The sequence below is a fragment of the Trichocoleus sp. DQ-A3 genome (genome assembly GCF_039961975.1).
Classification (GTDB): Bacteria; Cyanobacteriota; Cyanobacteriia; order Cyanobacteriales; family FACHB-T130; genus FACHB-T130.
This window is the reverse complement of sequence record NZ_JAMPKC010000011.1, coordinates 94,923-111,342: the sequence shown is the minus strand read 5'-3', so window position 1 is coordinate 111,342 and position 16,420 is coordinate 94,923. Positions and strand designations below refer to the sequence as shown.

Genomic DNA, 16,420 nt, shown 5'->3' with positions numbered 1-16,420 from the left:
ACATAACTGATGAAGAATCTAAGAATGCTTGCGCCGCTTTCTCTAGGGTTAGCTGCCTGCTTTTGGCTGCAATCTTGCGGGAAGCCTCCAGAAGGGGCAACCCAATCATCCGATAAGTTACAAGGCAAGCTGGTTTTGACGGGATCGAGTACGGTAGCACCTCTGGCGGCTGAGATGGCCAAGCGCTATGAAACTCAACATCCGGGAGTCCGGATTGACGTGCAAACGGGCGGATCTTCGCGGGGAGTCGCAGATGCCCGCCAGGGGGTGGCGGATATTGGGATGGTTTCCCGAAGCCTCAAAGACAGCGAGAAGGATTTGCAAGCTTTTATGATTGCTAACGATGGCGTCTCGGTCATTCTCAATCAAGACAATCCAGTTAAAAATCTGACGGACAAGCAAATTGTCGATATCTACACCGACAAAATCAATAATTGGAAACAAGTCGGCGGGAAAGATGCCCCAATTACGGTGGTCAATAAAGCTGAGGGTCGATCCACGCTGGAACTGTTTGCCGACCACTTCAAATTAAAGACAACCGATATTCGTGCCGATGTGGTGATTGGCGATAACGAACAAGGAATCAAAACCGTAGCAGGGAATCCCAACGCGATCGCTTATGTCTCTATTGGTTCTGGCGAATATGGTGTCACTCACAATACTCCGATCAAATTGTTGCCAGTCGAAGGGGTAGACGCCTCCATCGCCAACGTCAGCAACGGTAAATTTCCGCTTTCTCGTCCACTCAATTTAGTGACGAAAACTACACCCACCGGATTGCAAAAAGAATTTATTGATTTTGCCCGTTCTAAAGATGTGCAAGACATTGTGAAGGAGCAATATTTTGTCCCAGTCGCGAAATGAAGTCATTCTCGTCTGGATGTTGCGGGGAATGGCGATTATTTCGGGCGCGATCGCGCTTTTAATTCTGCTATTCCTCATCTGGGAAACCTTACCCATCCTGCAAAATATCGGACTGACACGCTTCTTCAACGACCCCTCCTGGCATCCAGCTAGCGAAGCATTTAACCTAATGCCGATGCTGTGGGGATCGCTGTTTGTCACGGCGGGGTCTGTGCTAGTTGCAACACCTCTGGGTATTCTCTCCGCAGTTTTCTGCCACTATTACGCACCTCCCGCTTTAGCCAAAATTTACCGAAGCCTGATTGAGCTTTTAGCAGGGATTCCCTCAGTCGTTTATGGCTTTTGGGGTTTAGTGGTGCTGGTGCCAATTATCGGGCGGTTTCACCCACCGGGGCCGAGTTTATTCGCTGGAATTCTCATCCTAACCCTGATGATTCTCCCCACCATTGCCCTCGTCGCTGATGCCACCTTTGCTAACGTGCCCGCAGATTATCTGCGGGGTGCGACGGCGCTGGGATTGGGACGCTGGGCAATGGTGCGCGGTGTAGTTTTTCCGGCAGCAAAATCAGGGCTATTAACTGGCGTCATTTTAGAAACCGGACGGGCGATTGGCGAAACAATGGCGGTGTTAATGGTTTGCGGTAATGTCGTGCAGGTACCAAAAGGTGTATTTGAGCCAGTGCGGACGTTAACGGCAAATATTGCTCTAGAGATGGCTTATGCTGTGGGAAATCATCGCGCCGCCTTGTTTGTCAGCGGGTTGATATTAATGGCGATGATTGTGGTTTTAGTCGTTGCTGCCGAAATGATTAATCAAGGGCATCTTTATGAGTGAATCCTTTGAGAAGACAAACTTACAAAAACAAAAGGTGCAAGAAAAAAACAATTTTTCGCCTTTTAATTGTTTGCCTTCTCCTGAATTACTTCCGACTGCAATCGTCTGGGTATCTGTCGCTTTAATAACAGCTTCGCTGTTGTGGCTATTGAGCAATATTTTTGTTTCTGGTATCGGTCAAATTAACTGGAACTTTTTGACAACTGTACCGAATAATGCTGGACGAGATGGAGGAATCGCACCCATTTTAGTCTCGACCGCGCTAATCGTAGGAGTATGCATGGCAGTTTCAATTCCGTTGGGAGTGGGGACTGCGATATTACTGGCTGAATTTACCTCAAATGAGAGTATTTTGGGGCGGTTAGTGCGACTGAGTTTGGATGTTTTAGCAGGCATCCCTTCAATTGTTTTTGGTCTTTTTGGGAACGCTTTCTTCTGCAAAACTTTGGGAATGGGCTTTTCGATTCTTTCTGGTGGATTGACGCTGGCGTGTATGGTGCTGCCGATTTTGATTCGCTCAACCCAGGAAGGTTTTCGAGGCGTACCCGATGACTACCGACGTTCGGCGGCGGCGCTGGGACTCTCTCGTACAGCCACCTTATGGGAGTTACTGCTACCAGCGGCAATGCCTGGATTAGTCGTGGGGTTGCTGTTGGGTTTGGGGAGAGCGATCGCTGAAACGGCTGCTTTAATCTTTACCAGTGGTTACGTCGATCGGATGCCAGAGTCCTTGTGGGATTCCGGGCGATCGCTCTCGGTTCACATTTACGATCTCGCTATGAACGTCTCTGGCGGCGAACCAAATGCCTACGCCTCTGCTCTCGTATTAGTCAGCTTTCTATTACTCATTAATGCTGCAATCTCTTGGCTAGCAGAACGGTTTCGGCAATCCCGAATTTGGGTAGCGTAAACCAAGCTTACCTCGCGTTCTTTTTTTGCGTACTTCGCGTCTTTACAGTTTAAATTTTTCATGAAACAATCGACAAGCGAAATTAGAATTCAAGAGAAAACTTCAGCCTCACTTCCCAGTAATGCCCCAGAAATCAAAACTGAGAATTTAAGCCTTTCTTACGCGAATAAACCCGCATTTAAAAATGTCACTCTCTCTATTAAATCGGGTGAAATTACAGCCCTAATTGGCCCTTCCGGTTGTGGCAAAACAAGCTTTCTTACTTGTCTAAACCGCCTTACCGATTTAACCAAAAACTGTCGGTTAACAGGGCGGATTCTTTTGGGGGATCAAGATGTGCAAGAAATCGATGTGATTTCATTGCGTCGCCGAATAGGAATGCTATTTCAAAAACCCAATCCCTTCCCACTTTCCATTATCAGAAATCTTGAATTTCCGCTTAGAGAACACGGAGTTAGAAATCGAGAAAAAATCGATGAAATTGTCGAGGATGCTTTGCGCGATGTCGGCTTGTGGGATGAGGTGAAGGACAGGCTGAAATCTCCTGCCCTTTCCCTTTCTGGCGGACAACAACAACGGCTATGTCTCGCCAGAGCGATCGCCCTCAAACCCGATGTTCTCCTGATGGATGAGCCTTGCAGCGCCCTCGATCCCCTTTCTAGTGAAGTCGTAGAGGATTTAATCGTCAATCTGCGCGGCAAATATACAGTCCTCGTCGTCACTCACAATCTGGCACAGGCAAAACGGATTGCGGATGATGTGGCGCTGTTTTGGGTTCAGGATGGCGCTGGACAATTGATCGAATCCGGTTCGGTTGAGCAGATTTTTGAATCTCCGCAGCACCCTCTAACGGCTGCCTACGTCACTGGCAGAAGGGGTTAGTGCAGCCATACTCACGAGAGAATCGCCCGTAACGCGGCAAATCCGCCAGTCGGGCAAAACGTCAGCACCCATGCGCTCGTAGAATGCGATCGCCGGTTCGTTCCAATCTAAAACGCTCCACTCCAATCTCCCACAGCCGCGAGATACAGCCAACTGAGCGAGGTGGGTGAGAAGCGCCTTCCCGATCCCCTGACGCCGATATTCTGGGAGTACAAACAAGTCTTCCAGATAAATTCCCGGCTTGGTAAGAAAGGTGGAATAGTTATGAAAAAACAGGGCAAACCCCACGGCTTGCCCCGCATATTCTGCTAGAATTGCCTCTACATAAGGCTTAGAACCGAACAGATGCTCTTTCAGGGCGTCCGTATTGCCTGTGACAGCGTCAGAGAGTTTCTCATACTCCGCGAGTGCTTTAATTAGCTCAAATAGCACCGACGCATCTCCAGGCTCTGCTGGACGTAAAATCAATTCAGTAGTCATTCGTCATCAGTCAGCGATCGTTTGGTCAATCATAAAACGAATGACTAATTACCGATCGCCAACAACTTTTAGGTGAGCCATCCTTTCAAGCGTTTGGCAACCTGGGGACGCCGCAGTTTCCGCATCGCTTTACTTTGAATTTGACGCACTCGTTCGCGGGACAAATTAAATAAACAGCCCACTTCTTCTAAGGTGTAGGGTTCGCTGCTGGTTAAACCATACCGCAGCGAGATAACATCTTTTTCCCGATCGGTGAGAACGTCGCCCAACACTTCCCAAATTTCTTGGCGCATCATGGCTTCGCTCATCTGCTCTTCAGGAGATTGATTATCACCATCTTCGAGCAGATCCATCAGTTCCGTCTCTTCTCCCTTCCCGATGCGATGGTTGAGAGAAAGCGATCGCCTTCTAAGCTGCAACAACTGACGCAACTGCGAAGCCTCAATATCTAAAGATTGCGCCAGTTCCTCTTCTGTCGGATTGCGATGCAGTTCTTGCTTGAGTTCTCGCTGCGCTTTTTTGAGCTTATTTAACTTCTCGACAATGTGAATCGGCAATCGAATCGTGCGCGCATCGTTAGCGATTGTCCGCGTGATTGCTTGCCGAATCCACCAATAGGCATAGGTAGAAAACTTATAACCTTTGTCGGGATCAAACTTTTCTGTAGCGCGATTTAATCCCAGCGCCCCTTCCTGAATTAAATCGAGGAATTGAACACCTCGGTTCAAATATCGTTTAGCAATAGAAACAACTAATCTCAGGTTCGAGCGAATCATCTTCCGTTTCGCCACCCGTCCGCGATACAGTTGATGTTCCATCTGCCGTTCCGAAAGCCCATCTGCTGCTGCCAGTTCTGCTTTCGTGGGAGCGCGATCCAACTCTTTTTGTAATTTTTCTTGGAGCGCTTCTATCTTGACTAAATATTGGACGCGATGGGCTAACTCGACTTCTTCATCTGGTTTCAGAAGGGGATAGCGTGCCATCTCCTTAAAAAACGCTCCTACAGTATCATCGGAGACAGTTTTGCGGTATTCAGAGGGGCGACCACCGGCTAATTTATCAATTTCGTCTGAAATTTCATCTTCAACACTGACGATTTCTATTTCAGTGGTTTCTTCCATTTGCTGGTCGGTAATATCTACAAAATCCCGATCGGATGTAGATTCCACGTCGCTTCGGTTCAAGTCAGCAATATTCATAGCAAGGTCTGAGTCGGTATTGGATAAAGCGAGTTGATGGGAACGGATGCTCTCTTTGTACATATCCATGACGGACTGAAGACAGGCTCTACGAGCATAGACTCAAGGGTCAACTTTATTTTTACTGTCTGCATTCTTTGCTAATTTTGAGCTTCATTTATCCGCTCGTGGCAACACCAGATCGGGTACCCGCTTTGGAACACTCAAAATTTATTCAACCTTTCAATTTACAAATAGCTTTTTAAGGCTACCAGAAAATAGTTTTTTGATTGTTTCCCTGATTACATTTCTCGATTACAGAATCTAGAAGCGCTTTAGATTGGGTATGCGTCTTAAGAAAAAATCAGGAAACATGAAGGTGATGCCCTAGTCTATTAGAAGCTTGCCGTCAGATGTGATGCCGTAGATAAATTTCAATTAAATTAAACTTAAATCAATGCCAAGTCTGGGGTTTCTTTCCATTTTTTCTGGCTCCTAATTAAGGAAAGTTTAAAGTTTTTTAAATTTCCCATGCTATTCACACAGGATCTCATATACTTGTGAGCTTTCCTCTCTATCGATAGGGAGAAAGTAGGCATCCGCGCTCTGCACAATAGATAGAGGATAGCAAGTATACTCACATACAAGCATCCAAGCGAGACATTTGTATCCTAACTTCTATCCTCTTGGTTGCGACCTCGGATGTTGTTGAATTTCAAGTCTCTCAAGCGTCTACAGCCAGCTAAAATTAACAGGTCTACAGTAAGCGACAAGCATGGCGGTCTGGAAAGCTGGCTGTAGTATCCGGCTGCCAAGGGAGAGGGGGAATATGTCGTCAAATCCCAATGTCGGGCGTTCGGGCATTGTGCTGGAGAGTAGAGCATCCTACGACCAGTCTGATTCTGGACAGAATCGATGGATAGAAGTGCTGGTGGATTGTCCAGAAGCAGAAGCGCAGAAGCGGTTGTATACCTATCGGTTGCCTGCCCAGTTGCAAGTGCAGCCGGGGGATATTCTGAGCGTACCGTTTGGGGCGCAAGTTTTGGGAGCGATCGCGATTCGGATTTGCGATGCACCGCCGCCAGATTTGAACCCAGCCAAAATTCGGGATGTGGAGGATGTGGTCAGTGCTGGGTTTTTCCCGCCGGCCTACTGGCAACTGCTGAACCAAGTCGCCCAATACTACTACACCCAGCTGATTCAGGTAATTCGAGTCGCGCTACCGCCGGGATTACTGGGGCGATCGCAGCGTCGCCTCCGCCTTGCCCAAGGAGAAGGAGAGGGGAGACAAGTCGGACAAGCGGGAAATGCTAATTACCTGAGTCCAACTGCCTGTAAGATTCTGGAACTTCTGCAAGCTCAACCCTCTGGAGACTACAGCTTCGTTTACCTCCAGCGTCAAGTTAGAGGAGCGTATCGAGCCATCCGGGAGTTACTGCGGGCGAAGTTAGTCGAAAGTTACCTGGAACCGCCCAGAACCCAGCGACCGAAGTTGCAGAAGGCTGTGACGCTGGTTGCTGATGTTTTTCCCCTCGACTTGACGCAGCGCCAACGGGAAATTTTGGAAGTGCTGCGGCGGCGCGGCGGCGATTTGTTGTTGACGGAGTTGCTGCAAATCTGCAACGCCAGTTCATCCACCATCAAGACGCTGGAGCAAAAAGGCTGCGTGGTTATTCAAGAACGGGAGATGTTGCGGACTTCCGCAGAACCGCTCTTGGCTGGGGATCAACCGAAAGCATTAACACCGGCTCAATCTGAGGCGCTAGAAGCGATCGCGTCTTTATCCGGTTTTGCGAAGGTGCTGTTGCACGGAGTCACGGGTTCCGGGAAGACAGAGGTGTATTTACAAGCGATCGCCCCCATCTTAGAACGGGGACAATCCGCCCTCGTCCTCGTCCCAGAAATTGGTCTTACCCCCCAACTCACCGACCGATTCCGCGCCCGTTTTGGCAACAAAGTCTGCGTCTATCACAGCGCCCTTTCCGATGGCGAACGCTACGACACTTGGCGGCAAATGCTGGCGGGTGCAGCTCAAGTCGTGATTGGCACCCGTTCAGCTATCTTTGCCCCACTGCCACGTCTGGGGCTAATCGTGTTGGATGAGGAACACGACTCTAGTTTCAAGCAAGACCAACCCGCACCCACCTATCACGCCCGCACCGTCGCGACTTGGCGGGCTGAGTTGGAAAACTGCCCCCTCGTCTTAGGTTCCGCCACCCCTTCCCTAGAAACCTGGCTAAACATTACGAGTCCGGAGTTAACCGATTCAACTCAAAACTCAGACGCGATGAATCGCGTCTCTCCAACTCAAAACGCGCTTACCCATTACCTCTCATTGCCTGAACGCATCCAATCTCGCCCGCTACCGCCGGTAGAAGTGGTGGATATGCGCCAAGAGTTGCAGCAAGGGAATCGCTCAATTTTTAGTCGGTCGCTTCAGGAAGGCTTGCAGCAGCTGCAAGATGAGGGGAAACAGGGAATTTTATTTATTCATCGGCGGGGACATAGCACCTTTGTTTCTTGTCGCAGCTGTGGGTATGTGATTGAGTGTCCTCACTGCGATGTTTCGCTGTCGTATCACCACGCCCATGAAGAAGCCGCTGAATTATTGAGGTGTCACTACTGTAATTTTGTGCGATCGCATCCTCAATCCTGCCCCGAATGCGGTTCTCCCTACCTGAAATTTTTTGGCAGCGGCACCCAGCGAGTCGCCCAAGAATTAGCGCAGCAGTTCCCTCAGTTGCGCTATATCCGGTTTGATAGCGACACCACCCGCACCAAAGGCGCTCATCGCACCCTGCTGACACGCTTTACCAACGGAGAAGCCGACTTGTTAATTGGGACTCAAATGCTCACCAAAGGGCTGGATATATCCCAAGTGACACTAGTAGGAGTGGTTGCTGCGGATGGGTTGCTGCATCTACCCGACTATCGGGCATCCGAACGAGCCTTTCAAACCCTAACGCAGGTTGCAGGTCGTGCCGGTCGCGGCGACGATCCCGGTCAAGTCATTATTCAAACTTACTCCCCGGAACACCCAGTCATTCAAGCAGTAAGGCGTCACCAGTATCAATCTTTCATCGAGACAGAGTTAGAACAACGAGAGGCACTAAATTATCCCCCCTACGGACGTCTCATTTTGTTGCGGCTAAGCAGCACCGATGCCGCAGAAGTTCAGGAAACTGCCGAAATGCTAGCTGCGGGGCTAGCTTCTAATACACCCCAGGGGGATAGCAGTTCAGATACCCATCCCACCACCCCGATGTATGAGGTGTTAGGGCCAGCACCAGCGAGTATCTTACGGGTGGCGAATCGATATCGATGGCAGATTATGCTCAAGTTTGCACCTGATTCGCTGCCAGAATTACCGGATTTCAACGAGTTGCGCCTTTTGTGCCCATCCTCAGTTAGCTTGACAATAGACGTTGACCCGCTGAATTTGATGTAAGACCCAAGCCAGAAAACCGGGTTCCGATCTCATACTAATTCATCGGGATTAACGCCCATTGCTCTTAATCGTTCTGCCAAGCGTTCAGCGCGTTCTTCTGCAAGCTGTGCGATTTCCGTACCGTCTAGCAGCAAGTTTCCCTGAGCATCCCACCAGCGCAACCAGGGAAATTCCATATTTGTGTATCGACCCTGCCAAATGCCCAACTCTACCCCTAAAGGCTCGATGGGATAGTGTCCGCGCTCGTTAGGCTGCATCATCTGATAGCGCCCGTTAATTAATTGGTACACTTCCACTCGTGCCAGATTGACTTCATAGATGCCATAAAAGGGAACGCGAATCGCCTGCTCGTAAACCCAAAACTTGCCAGTTATCGGCATTCTGTCTCGTTCTTGGGAACCATCCCCAGAGACAAACTCCAACACAATCAGCGGCGCAACGTATTCTTGCCACAAGACATAAGAACGTCGGTATTGACCGTTCAAAGTCGGCGGGACATTCGGCACATAAAACCAATTTGGTGTTTCTGCTCCTCTTTCAGGCGGTTTCGTTATCCGCCAATAGATCCCGCTATCCCGACCGATACAGTATTGTCCATCGGGATGAATTTGCTGCAAAACTGGTTCTATACAGTGGGTCAGCAAATCGCCTTGGGGCGGTTCTTGAAAGTTTTTCACAAATCTGCCGTCGGAGTCTGGTAAATGGGTATGGTCTGGGAGGGTGAAACCGACGGCAAATGGTGTCTCTGCTGAGGTCATGGAAACCTCCTACTATATATAAATGAATCTTGATTAATTATTCTTGTAGTAACAAATCTGCGGCTACTAATCTTTCTTGAATTGCCAAGATAGCGGCTTGAGTGCGATCGCGCACTTCCAATTTTTGTAAAATGGCATGGACGTGAACCCGAACTGTACCCAAGGCAATATGCAGCCGTTCGGCAATTTCTTGATTTGTCTTCCCAGCGGCAATCAATGCCAAAATTTCCTGCTCCCGACTGGTAAGCGGAGTTGCTAAAGGTTCAGCGGTTTTGGATGAAGTTGGTGGCGGTGTATCGTCAAATGCGGCGCGAATTTCTGCTGTACCCGTTTGATCCCACCATGAGGCACCTGCGGCGACTGAACGCAGTGCTAAAATTAACACCTCAGCTTCAATTCCTTTGAGACAATAGCCATGAGCGCCAGCCGCAATTAACCGTTCAATCAAAGGCTTTTGGGAATGAGAAGTTAAAACCAAAACGGGCATTTTTGGATGACGTTGTTTGATTTGGCGACACGCTTCAACGCCTCCTAACCCAGGTAGTCCCACATCAAGCAGCACTACATCTGGTAAATGGCAATTCGTCAATTCCACAGCGGTTTCGCCATCAACTGCTTCACCAACGACTTCTAACCCTGCCTGTTGCAACCGCATCCGCAGTCCCAGGCGAAACAGTTCATCATCTTCCACCAACAAAATCCGCAGTGAAGGTTTCATTTCAAAGGTCTTGGAGTTTTGGTCGGAAAACCGAAAAAAGGTAATTTATCATTTTTTATTTTCAATTTCCACTAAGTGGGGAGGCAATCGGAAGCCAAACATTGCCCCGCGTGGTTTCTGGTTTTCTCCCCAAATTGTACCGCCGTGCGCTTCAATAATCTGACGAGTCAAATATAAACCCAGTCCCGATCCTGTGGCAACGCGATCGCTATGTCCTTGATAAAATCGCTCAAATAGGTAGGGTAACTCTTCTTCGGTGATGCCCTGCCCATTATCGATAATTTTCACAATTTGATAATTAGCATGGTACTCCAGTATGACTTCTACCTTACCGCCACGCGGGGAATGATTAATGCCATTAGTGAGTAAATTTATGAAGACTCGCTGTAATTGCAAGGCATCTCCATTCACCCACAAAAAGCGGTAAAAATCGGTTGAACCATGACGGAGAGTAATATACACCCGACGCGAAGAAGCTAAATCTGTCAATGTAGCGATCGCTTCAGTAGCCAAGGTAACTAGATTTACGGGCGATCTCACCAGTTTTAGTCCTTTGGTATCGTTACGATAGACATCCAGCAGCGTCTCCACCAGATGTAATGTCGAAGTGTGAGAACGAACCATCATCGCCAAAACTGTTTGTTGCTGAAGCGTACAATCACCGAAGTGTCCTAATTGGAAAGATTTAATCGTTTCAATCGCGCCTAGCAATGGAGTTTTGAGATCGTGTGTCAAAGTAGAGGCAAAATCTTCACGAATACTTGCCAGTTGTTGTTGCGATCGCAATTGCGCCTGTTGTCTCTGAATCGCCTCTTCATAATGCTGATTTCGACGCAGCAACCAGCAAGTTACCGCCAACGCCATCACTGCAATCAATCGGTTTGCCACTGTTGACGGTTGGATCGGTTCAAGAGCAGGAGAAAACAAATTTAAGATAGTTAGACTAGCAGCAGAAAGGGTGAGTATAAGCGTTGCAGGTTGGCTCAAGCGTGAATTCGTTAGTAAAATTGGTCCGATATAGAGGTAGCCAAATACATAGGATGGAGGTGTGGAAAACTCCAGTATAATCAAGACAGTAAATGCCCCTACAATTAGCAAATGCATAGTTGAGTGCTGATTTTTAGTCACAAGATTTGCTTTGATAGCTACCAAGGTGCGTAACCTCCTCATCAGATGTATTTTCCAACTGATGAATGGCACCACATGACATATACTATATCCTCACTTTAGCGATAAACCTGAATCTATACTTGCAGGTATAGAAGGTGTATTAATACATATATATCTAGGTTATATATCTAATCTAATTGTGGTATTTCCCTCCTACGTATTAGGATGATAGTCGGGCAAATTAAAGATTTATTTGTCTGATTTATCTGCGAAAAAATTGTATAGCTTCGATTAAATTAGGTTTAATTTATGTGGCAAGGCTTATTTCAAATTGTTATAAACTTACTGATTGTGGTGGCAATCAGTAAGTTTTTGGGTAGTTACATAGCTGGTGTATTTAAAGGAGAGAAAACCTTTCTTGACCCAATAATGGTACCAATAGAAAAAACTATCTATGCACTAGGGGGCGTGCGAAACAAAGAGAATCAGACGAGTTGGCAGTATGCCCGTGCCTTGCTTTACACCAACTTGGTCATGGGTGTATTAGTTTATCTAATTCTCATACTACAGCAATTCCTGCCCCTAAATCCTACCGGATTAAATGCCCCTAGTTGGGATTTAGCACTCCATACAACAATCTCATTTTTGACCAATACAGACCAGCAGCATTATTCTGGCGAAACTACCTTCAGCTATGCCAGTCAGATGTTAGCACTGGGTTATCTAATGTTTACCTCAGCCGCGACCGGATTAGCTGTGGCAATCGCCTTTATTCGCGGCTTAACTGGCAACTCGTTAGGTAACTTTTACGTTGATTTAATTCAATCCATTACCCGGATATTGCTACCTCTGTCCATCTTAGGAGCGCTATTGTTAATCATTCTAGGCGTTCCAGAAACCTTAGCTGGGCCGCAGACAGCTACGACGTTAGAAAATGGAATACAAATCATTGCCCGTGGTCCTGTAGCCCATTTTGAAAGTATCAAACAGTTAGGAGAAAATGGCGGCGGATTTTTTGCCATTAACTCCGCCCATCCATTTGAAAATCCAAATGGTTTCTCCAATCTGCTAGAAATAATTGCGATGGTTTGCATTCCAGCGTCGCTGATTATAACCTACGGCATCTTTGCTAATAACAAAAAACAGGGATGGCTGCTGTTTGGGATGGTATTTATTATCTTTACCATTCTGACTATCATTACCGCCATTGGCGAATATCAAGGAAATCCTCTAGTTAATAATCTCCTAGGAGGACAGCAACCTATTCCTAACTTAGAAGGCAAAGAAGTTAGATTTGGTTGGGCACAGACAGCACTTTGGGCAATTACGACAACAGGAACTATGTGCGGTGCTGTCAACGGGATGCACGATTCCCTAATGCCTCTCGGAGGTTTTTCCACCCTGTTTAATATGTTCCTTCAGATTGTATGGGGCGGTCAGGGAACTGGAACAGCTTACTTGTTCATCTACCTGATTTTGACCGTATTTCTGACCGGCTTGATGGTGGGAAGAACCCCAGAATTTTTGGGACGAAAAGTTGAGAAAAAAGAAATCGTTCTTGCCAGCGTCGTGCTACTCATCCATCCGATAGCAGTATTAATTCCCTCAGCGATCGCTCTCGCCTTTCCCAACACCCTCGCTGGAATCAGCAATCCCGGCTTTCACGGCATCTCCCAAGTCGTCTACGAGTACACTTCAGCCGCCGCCAACAACGGATCGGGCTTTGAAGGATTGGGCGACACTACCCTGTGGTGGAACTTGAGTACCTGTTTCAGCCTCTTACTCGGTCGCTATATCCCGATTATCGCCATGCTGCTGTTAGCTGACAGCATGGCTCACAAACAACCAGTACCCGAAACTACCGGAACCCTCCGCACCGATACGCTTCTATTTACCGCCGTCACCGCGGGAATCATCTTGATTTTAGGCGCGTTAACCTTCTTCCCAGTTTTAGCACTTGGTCCGATAGCCGAAGCCTTCCAAATTGCTAAAGGAGGATAAATAAACCTTACTTTCCTCCTCTGTGTGCGTTCTTTGCGGTTAGTTTCTCCCTGACTACTTATGACATCTGAAAATTCGACTTCGCCTCAACAGATTCGCCAACCACGCCAACCACGTTCTTCGCGCAAACATACCTCCAAGGTAAATACCAAAGGGCTTTATCAGAGAGCCTTCCGGGATGCTTTTGTCAAGCTCAACCCACGAATGATGCTGAAAAATCCAGTCATGTTTCTAGTGTGGGTTGGTACCATCATCACTGCACTGGTAACAATTGACCCAAATTTGTTTGGCACAGTACCGGGCGAAAACCAGCGGCTATTTAATGGTCTAATTACCGTAATTCTGCTATTTACCCTGCTATTTGCTAATTTTGCGGAAGCGGTGGCAGAAGGACGCGGTAAGGCACAAGCTGACTCGATGCGGGCAACAAAATCCGACACAACTGCTCGGAAATTATTGCCCGATGGCTCAATTGAGGAAGTCTCTTCAACTAATTTAAGGCAAGGCGATCGCATTAAAGTGATTGCTGGTGATATCATCCCCGCAGACGGGGAAGTAATTGCTGGTGTCGCCTCCGTCGATGAATCGGCAATTACTGGGGAATCTGCGCCAGTGTTGAAAGAACCAGGCTCAGATATGGCGAGTTCTGTTACAGGCGGCACGAAGATTATCTCCGATGAACTAACTCTGCGAGTAACATCAGACCCAGGTAAGGGGTTTTTAGACCGGATGATTGCTTTAGTGGAAGGCGCAGAACGTAGCAAAACACCCAACGAAATTGCCTTGACGGTATTGCTGGCAGTTCTGACTCAGGTGTTTCTGATTGTCGTAGCAACGCTGCCATCATACGGCAACTACGTAAATAACCCGATAGGCGTAGCTACGCTGATTGCTCTGTTAGTGGCGTTGATTCCGACCACGATTGGCGGCTTGCTGAGTGCGATTGGGATTGCCGGGATGGACAGAGTCGCCCAGTTTAACGTAGTAGCAACATCTGGACGAGCCGTAGAAGCCTGTGGCGATGTCAATACCCTGATTTTGGACAAAACGGGCACGATTACCCTAGGAAACCGTTTAGCCGAGGAATTCATCCCAGTTAACGGTCATTCGATGGATGAGATTGCGAAAGTTGCTCTGGCTGCCAGCGTATTTGATGAGACGCCAGAAGGCAAGTCAATTGTCAGACTCGCAGAGAAGTTAGGGTCAACAGTGGATTTTGACCGCAATGCAGCTGAGGCAATCGAATTTTCTGCTAAAACGCGCATGAGCGGTACGGATTTGCCCGATGGTTCTGAAGTCCGTAAGGGTGCAGTAGATGCGATCAAAGGATTTGTGCGTTCCCGTGGCGGTAATCTGGCACCAGACCTCGATGCAGCCTACGAAAAAGTTTCCCGACTCGGTGGCACACCTCTAGCAGTTTGTCAAGGAAGCGACATCTACGGCATCATTTACCTGAAAGATATCATCAAACCAGGTATACGCGATCGCTTTGACCAACTGCGGCGGATGGGCGTTCGCACCGTGATGTTAACTGGCGACAACCGAATCACCGCTTCCGTTATCGCCCAAGAAGCCGGAGTCGATGACTTCATCGCCGAAGCTACGCCAGAAGACAAAATCGCCGTCATTCAGCGCGAACAAGCTGCGGGTAAATTGGTTGCCATGACTGGCGATGGCACCAACGACGCCCCAGCCTTAGCTCAGGCTAATGTGGGCGTAGCGATGAACTCTGGCACTCAGGCGGCGAAAGAAGCGGCGAATATGGTGGATTTGGATTCTGACCCCACCAAGTTAATCGACTTAGTGACAATCGGCAAACAACTGTTAATTACTCGCGGGGCGCTGACCACTTTTTCCCTTTCTAATGATATTGCCAAATACTTCGCGATTATCCCGGCGATATTTGCTCCATCTGGAATTAATAGTCTCAATCTTATGGGATTAGCGAGTGCCAAATCGGCGGTTTTATCAGCTCTGATTTACAACGCTTTGATTATTCCCGCTTTGATTCCTTTGGCACTGACTGGAGTTAAATTCAGACCACTCACAGCTAATCAATTACTGCAACGAAATATCCTAATTTATGGGTTGGGTGGAGTAATTGCGCCGTTTATTGCAATTAAAGTGATTGATGTTTTGATTGCTGCTGTGGGTTTGGCTTAAAAACGAACTGCTCTAGGACACAAAGAGAAGGCGCGAACTCGGAAATTTATGAAGCGATTTAATTTGAGTGAAATATCGGTAGAAATGGCGCAGAGTATTGATTTGTTGAAGGCGCAATGGCGCAAGCAACCTTTGCTGCGGCAACTATTTATTCTGTTGTGCTTGAACCTGCTGATAACGCCAGCTGTGCAAGCCGCAACCGGCGGAACGCTTTCTTCTGGACAAACTTTCTGGTTGATGGCACTCGGTCTGCTAACGATAACCTCGTCGATTTACCTGTTTGTGGTTATTTTCCAACCGGAACGCTTCTAAAAAAAATTTTGAGTTTTGAAGTTTAAATTTTTAATAAAATTCAAACTTCTGCAAGCAAGGGTAGGGAGATCCCGCCCACACAAAAATCCCATTTATTAGGTCTTTTATGCGAGAAACCATTAAAGCAATTCGAGTCGCCTTAGTTCTCTGGCTCCTAACAGCAATCATTTATCCCTTGTTCACGATAATAGTTGGGCAAGTTTTGTTTTCCTATCAAGCAAATGGCAGCATCATCGAAAATCAAGGACGAGTCTATGGCTCTGCCTTAATTGGTCAACCCTTCTCTTCTCCTCAATATTTCACAAGTCGTCCCAGCACGACGAACTACAGCAGCTTTACAGGCGCAGAACGCGATCCAAAAAATATAGGTCAAATCACTGGTGTATCTGGTGCCAGCAACCTGGCTCCTAGCAATCCAGATTTACTCAAGCGGGTAGAAGCGACAACCCAACAATTGAAAGTATCTGGTATCCAGCCCACAGCCGATTTAGTTTACACGTCTGGCTCTAGCTTAGATCCGCATATCAGCGTAGAAACGGCTTATAACCAAGCCGCAAGGGTGGCGGCGGCTCGCTCTTTATCAGCAGATCGAGTTCAAGCATTAATTCCCAAATACACTGATGGTAGATTTTTGGGAATTTTTGGAGAACCTGGGGTGAATGTCCTCAAGTTGAATTTAGCGCTAGATAATTTACAATCTGCCAGTAATTCATAGTTTGTCGTTCATCGTGAAAGGCAATGAACAATTAACAATCAGCAAT

The 16,420-nt window shown here is 47.6% G+C and carries 14 protein-coding genes; 9 read left to right on the top strand and 5 right to left on the bottom strand.

Annotated elements, in window-relative coordinates:
* Nucleotides 1–24 precede the first annotated feature (24 nt).
* The 4 genes from NDI44_RS17305 to NDI44_RS17290 are packed head-to-tail and all read left to right on the top strand — an operon-like array spanning nucleotide 25 to nucleotide 3,491.
* The gene (locus NDI44_RS17305) at nucleotides 25–864 is read left to right on the top strand and encodes a phosphate ABC transporter substrate-binding protein (RefSeq protein WP_348235301.1); all 840 of its coding nucleotides are present in this window, start codon (nucleotides 25–27) and stop codon (nucleotides 862–864) included.
* A complete protein-coding gene (gene pstC / locus NDI44_RS17300) occupies nucleotides 845–1,699 on the top strand; it encodes a phosphate ABC transporter permease subunit PstC (protein WP_242037128.1) in 855 nt (284 codons plus the stop codon). The genes NDI44_RS17305 and pstC overlap by 20 nt, the downstream gene beginning before the upstream one ends.
* Nucleotides 1,692–2,609, top strand: a complete 918-nt coding sequence (gene pstA, locus NDI44_RS17295) for a phosphate ABC transporter permease PstA (RefSeq protein WP_190414445.1) — start codon at nucleotides 1,692–1,694, stop codon at nucleotides 2,607–2,609. The genes pstC and pstA overlap by 8 nt, the downstream gene beginning before the upstream one ends.
* A gap of 60 nt (nucleotides 2,610–2,669) precedes the next feature.
* Complete coding sequence (locus tag NDI44_RS17290; RefSeq protein ID WP_190414444.1) at nucleotides 2,670–3,491, top strand: phosphate ABC transporter ATP-binding protein; 822 nt, start codon at nucleotides 2,670–2,672, stop codon at nucleotides 3,489–3,491.
* On the opposite strand, the gene NDI44_RS17285 is transcribed toward NDI44_RS17290, so the two are convergent.
* Together NDI44_RS17285 and NDI44_RS17280 are read right to left on the bottom strand one after the other, a co-directional pair.
* A complete protein-coding gene (locus NDI44_RS17285) occupies nucleotides 3,456–3,971 on the bottom strand; it encodes a GNAT family N-acetyltransferase (RefSeq protein ID WP_190414443.1) in 516 nt (171 codons plus the stop codon). The two genes, NDI44_RS17290 and NDI44_RS17285, sit on opposite strands and share 36 nt — an antisense overlap.
* A gap of 68 nt (nucleotides 3,972–4,039) precedes the next feature.
* On the bottom strand, nucleotides 4,040–5,170 hold the full coding sequence (locus NDI44_RS17280) for an RNA polymerase sigma factor, RpoD/SigA family (RefSeq protein ID WP_190414486.1): 1,131 nt from the start codon (nucleotides 5,168–5,170) through the stop codon (nucleotides 4,040–4,042).
* A gap of 808 nt (nucleotides 5,171–5,978) precedes the next feature.
* Here NDI44_RS17280 and priA point away from each other — a divergent pair.
* Nucleotides 5,979–8,597, top strand: a complete 2,619-nt coding sequence (priA, locus tag NDI44_RS17275) for a primosomal protein N' (RefSeq protein WP_190414442.1) — start codon at nucleotides 5,979–5,981, stop codon at nucleotides 8,595–8,597.
* A 29-nt stretch (nucleotides 8,598–8,626) separates the two neighbouring features.
* On the opposite strand, the gene NDI44_RS17270 is transcribed toward priA, so the two are convergent.
* From NDI44_RS17270 to NDI44_RS17260, 3 genes are read right to left on the bottom strand one after another with little or no spacing between them, the layout of a single operon-like run.
* Nucleotides 8,627–9,355 carry a Uma2 family endonuclease gene (locus tag NDI44_RS17270; protein WP_190414441.1) on the bottom strand — a complete coding sequence of 243 codons (729 nt, stop codon included), beginning with the start codon at nucleotides 9,353–9,355 and terminating at the stop codon, nucleotides 8,627–8,629.
* 37 nt (nucleotides 9,356–9,392) lie between these two features.
* Nucleotides 9,393–10,073 (bottom strand): response regulator transcription factor, encoded by a 681-nt coding sequence (locus NDI44_RS17265; RefSeq protein ID WP_190414440.1) that lies wholly within the window; start codon nucleotides 10,071–10,073, stop codon nucleotides 9,393–9,395.
* A 48-nt stretch (nucleotides 10,074–10,121) separates the two neighbouring features.
* Nucleotides 10,122–11,177, bottom strand: a complete 1,056-nt coding sequence (locus tag NDI44_RS17260) for a HAMP domain-containing sensor histidine kinase (RefSeq protein WP_199304903.1) — start codon at nucleotides 11,175–11,177, stop codon at nucleotides 10,122–10,124.
* A gap of 315 nt (nucleotides 11,178–11,492) precedes the next feature.
* Here NDI44_RS17260 and kdpA point away from each other — a divergent pair, with 315 nt between their 5' ends.
* The 4 genes from kdpA to kdpC all read left to right on the top strand — a co-directional run bounded on the left by kdpA (nucleotide 11,493) and on the right by kdpC (nucleotide 16,374).
* Nucleotides 11,493–13,184, top strand: a complete 1,692-nt coding sequence (gene kdpA / locus NDI44_RS17255; RefSeq protein ID WP_190414438.1) for a potassium-transporting ATPase subunit KdpA — start codon at nucleotides 11,493–11,495, stop codon at nucleotides 13,182–13,184.
* A gap of 60 nt (nucleotides 13,185–13,244) precedes the next feature.
* Nucleotides 13,245–15,347, top strand: coding sequence for a potassium-transporting ATPase subunit KdpB (gene kdpB / locus NDI44_RS17250; protein ID WP_190414437.1), 2,103 nt, complete (start codon nucleotides 13,245–13,247; stop codon nucleotides 15,345–15,347).
* Between the two features lie 48 nt (nucleotides 15,348–15,395).
* Entirely contained in the window at nucleotides 15,396–15,659 is a 264-nt protein-coding gene (locus NDI44_RS17245) for a potassium-transporting ATPase subunit F (protein ID WP_190414436.1), read from the top strand.
* Nucleotides 15,660–15,765: 106 nt separating this feature from the next.
* Nucleotides 15,766–16,374 (top strand): K(+)-transporting ATPase subunit C, encoded by a 609-nt coding sequence (gene kdpC, locus NDI44_RS17240; RefSeq protein WP_190414435.1) that lies wholly within the window; start codon nucleotides 15,766–15,768, stop codon nucleotides 16,372–16,374.
* Nucleotides 16,375–16,420 lie beyond the last annotated feature (46 nt).

Bases quoted from the DNA above. Each gene is read 5' to 3' on its own strand.
- NDI44_RS17305 (WP_348235301.1), top strand. From the start codon at position 25: ATGCTTGCGCCGCTTTCTCTAGGGTTAGCTGCCTGCTTTTGGCTGCAA.
- pstA (WP_190414445.1), top strand. From the start codon at position 1,692: ATGAGTGAATCCTTTGAGAAGACAAACTTACAAAAACAAAAGGTGCAA.
- NDI44_RS17290 (WP_190414444.1), top strand. From the start codon at position 2,670: ATGAAACAATCGACAAGCGAAATTAGAATTCAAGAGAAAACTTCAGCC.
- NDI44_RS17285 (WP_190414443.1), bottom strand. From the start codon at position 3,971: ATGACTACTGAATTGATTTTACGTCCAGCAGAGCCTGGAGATGCGTCG.
- NDI44_RS17280 (WP_190414486.1), bottom strand. From the start codon at position 5,170: ATGAATATTGCTGACTTGAACCGAAGCGACGTGGAATCTACATCCGAT.
- priA (WP_190414442.1), top strand. From the start codon at position 5,979: ATGTCGTCAAATCCCAATGTCGGGCGTTCGGGCATTGTGCTGGAGAGT.
- NDI44_RS17270 (WP_190414441.1), bottom strand. From the start codon at position 9,355: ATGACCTCAGCAGAGACACCATTTGCCGTCGGTTTCACCCTCCCAGAC.
- NDI44_RS17265 (WP_190414440.1), bottom strand. From the start codon at position 10,073: ATGAAACCTTCACTGCGGATTTTGTTGGTGGAAGATGATGAACTGTTT.
- NDI44_RS17260 (WP_199304903.1), bottom strand. From the start codon at position 11,177: ATGCATTTGCTAATTGTAGGGGCATTTACTGTCTTGATTATACTGGAG.
- kdpA (WP_190414438.1), top strand. From the start codon at position 11,493: ATGTGGCAAGGCTTATTTCAAATTGTTATAAACTTACTGATTGTGGTG.
- kdpB (WP_190414437.1), top strand. From the start codon at position 13,245: ATGACATCTGAAAATTCGACTTCGCCTCAACAGATTCGCCAACCACGC.
- NDI44_RS17245 (WP_190414436.1), top strand. From the start codon at position 15,396: ATGAAGCGATTTAATTTGAGTGAAATATCGGTAGAAATGGCGCAGAGT.
- kdpC (WP_190414435.1), top strand. From the start codon at position 15,766: ATGCGAGAAACCATTAAAGCAATTCGAGTCGCCTTAGTTCTCTGGCTC.